3 protein-coding genes are annotated in these 2,810 nt (G+C 69.9%); 1 reads left to right on the top strand and 2 read right to left on the bottom strand.

The window, feature by feature from the left end; translation table 11 throughout:
- The first annotated feature begins 118 nt into the window (after positions 1-118).
- Entirely contained in the window at positions 119-694 is a 576-nt protein-coding gene (locus STRTUCAR8_RS15860) for a TetR/AcrR family transcriptional regulator (RefSeq protein WP_006376799.1), read from the top strand.
- Positions 695-748: 54 nt separating this feature from the next.
- Here the strand turns inward: STRTUCAR8_RS15860 and STRTUCAR8_RS15855 are convergent, their stop codons facing one another.
- Both STRTUCAR8_RS15855 and STRTUCAR8_RS15850 read right to left on the bottom strand, forming a co-directional pair.
- Positions 749-1,753: a DeoR/GlpR family DNA-binding transcription regulator gene (locus STRTUCAR8_RS15855; RefSeq protein ID WP_006376796.1), complete on the bottom strand. Its 1,005-nt coding sequence runs from the start codon at positions 1,751-1,753 to the stop codon at positions 749-751.
- Positions 1,754-1,932: 179 nt separating this feature from the next.
- The coding region (locus tag STRTUCAR8_RS15850; protein WP_006376798.1) for an NAD(P)H-quinone dehydrogenase at positions 1,933-2,810 on the bottom strand (878 nt) is incomplete at its 5' end.

Raw genomic sequence — 2,810 nt, 5'->3', positions numbered from 1 at the left:
TGCGCGACCAGCCACCCACGGCCCCGCACCCGGCAACGACCCACGCACCCGAACGGCGCCCGCCCGATGGCATGCTGAACTCCCGGAACACGTAAGTACAGGAAGGGCAGGTGACCCCATGGCCCAGCCGCCGGCAGGCCTCCGTGCCGACGCCCGCCGCAACTACGAGCGCCTGCTCACAGAGGCCCGCTCCGCCTTCGCCACGCACGGAACGGACGCCTCCCTGGAGGACGTGGCCCGACGCGCCGGCGTGGGCATCGGCACGCTCTACCGTCACTTCCCCAACCGGCACGCCCTGATGAGCGCGGTCTTCGAGGACTCGGTGAGCGACCTGCTGGCCCGCTCCCGCGAACTGCTGACCGACCCGGAGCCGTGCGCGGCACTGGTGACCTGGCTGCGCGAGATCGTCACGCACGCCGGTGAGTACCGCGGCCTGGCAAGGGCGCTCATGACGGTGTCGTACGACGCCGACTCGGACCTGGCCCGGTGCAGCAACCCGATGCGGTCGGCGGGCGCGGCCCTGCTCACCCGCGCCCAGCAGGCCGGCACCCTCCGCGCCGACGTCTCCATCGGCGACCTGCTCCAGCTCACCAACGCCATCGCGCTGGCGGCCGAGGCGACCCCGGACGACCCGGACCTGGCCGACCGCCTTCTGACCCTGACACTGCGGGGCCTGAAGGCAGCACCCCAGTAGCCCGGTCCGTACGACGGCAACCCGGTTCGTACGACAGCCCGGTCCGTACGACGGTCAGCGGCGGCGGAGGTCCGCCACCCTGGTCCGTTCCCGCTCGCGCTCGCCGGCCCCGCCGGACTGCTCGCCGAGCATCGTGCCGCGGAGCGGATGGCCCGCCGAGCCGCCGGGCAGCTGCCCCCGGCGCGGGTTGGGAAGCGGCACGTCCCGGCGCTGTTGGCGGGTCGGGACCTGCTCAGCGCCCTGCGGCCCGTTCCCCGGGGAACCGTTTCCCGAGTTCGACGATCCGGCCACGGCGATCTGCACGCCCTGGTCGGCCAGGGCCTGGAGTTCCGTACCCGCACGGTCGTCGTGGACGGGCGGTTCGTCGGTGACGAGACGGGTGATCACGTCCGTGGGCACGGTCTGGAACATGGTGTCCGAGCCGAGCTTGGTGTGATCGGCGAGCACGACGACCTCGGCGGCGGCCTGTACCAACGCGCGGTCGACGGACGCCGACAGCATGTTGGAGGTGGACAGCCCGCGTTCGGCGGTGAGCCCGCTTCCGGAGAGGAAGGCCTTGGACACCCGCAGCCCGTGCAGGGACTGCTCGGCGCCACTGCCGACCAGGGCGTAGTTGGAACCGCGCAGAGTGCCACCGGTCATCACGACCTCCACTCTGTTCGCGTGGGCCAACGCCTGAGCCACCAAAAGGGAGTTGGTGACGACGGTCAGCCCGGGGACCCGCGCGAGCCGGCGTGCCAGCTCCTGCGTGGTGGTCCCCGCCCCGACCACGATGGCCTCGCCCTCTTCGACGAAGCTCGCGGCGAGGTCGGCGATGGCCGTCTTCTCGGCGGTCGCGAGATGAGATTTCTGCGGAAAGCCGGACTCCCGCGTGAACCCGCCCGGCAATACCGCACCGCCATGCCGGCGGTCGAGGAGTCCTTCTGCCTCCAGTGCGCGCACGTCCCGCCGTACGGTCACTTCGGAGGTCTGGACGACGCGGGCGAGCTCACGGAGCGACACGGCTCCATTGGCACGCACCATTTCGAGGATCAATTGACGACGTTCTGCAGCGAACACGAAACTGACAGTAACCCCAACGACCGTCTGCTTTCAGCAGTATGCGCCGAATAACAGAAGTTGTTCGCAAGCGGGTACGGGAAGTGGTATACGCGCTATCTCCCCCGCTTATGCCGGAGGAATGAGCGGCAAATCCCCGTGACCAGCGGGAAGTTGCCGCCCGTGCCGTCTCCCGGCTGTCAGGCCTCGCCGGACGCCTTGCGTGTGTGAAGCTGCCGGGCGACCTCTGCGATCGATCCCGAAAGAGAGGGATAGACCGTGAACGCGTTCGCGATCTGCTCGACCGTCAGATTGTTGTCGACAGCGATCGAGATGGGGTGGATGAGTTCGGAGGCACGCGGCGACACGACGCACCCGCCCACCACAATCCCCGTGCCCGGCCGGCACATGAGCTTGACGAAGCCGTCGCGGATGCCCTGCATCTTCGCGCGCGGATTGCGCAGCAACGGCAGTTTGACGACGACGGCGTCGATCTTGCCGCCGTCGACATCGGCCTGGGTGTAGCCGACGGTGGCGATCTCGGGGTCGGTGAACACGTTCGACGAGACGGTCTTCAGGTTCAGCGGGGCCACCGCGTCGCCGAGGAAGTGGTACATGGCGATACGGCCCTGCATGGCGGCGACGGACGCGAGGGCGAAGACGCCGGTCACGTCACCGGCGGCGTACACACCGGGGGCGGTCGTCCTCGACACCTTGTCGGTCCAGATGTGCCCGGAGTCACGCAGCTTGACCCCGGCCTCCTCCAGCCCCATTCCGGCGCTGTTGGGAATCGCGCCGACGGCCATGAGGCAGTGCGAGCCGCTGATGACCCGCCCGTCGGAGAGGGTGACCTCGACCCGGTCGCCGACGCGCTTGGCGGACTCGGCGCGGGAGCGGGCCATGACGTTCATGCCGCGGCGCCGGAAGACCTCTTCGAGGACGGCGGCGGCGTCGGGGTCCTCGCCGGGCAGCACGCGGTCGCGCGACGACACGAGGGTCACCTTGGACCCGAGGGCCTGGTAGGCGCCCGCGAACTCGGCACCGGTGACACCGGAGCCGACCACGATGAGCTCCTCGG

Source organism: Streptomyces turgidiscabies Car8, from assembly GCF_000331005.1.
Lineage (GTDB): Bacteria > Actinomycetota > Actinomycetes > Streptomycetales > Streptomycetaceae > Streptomyces > Streptomyces turgidiscabies.
This window is presented reverse-complemented; position numbering and strand designations above follow the sequence as displayed.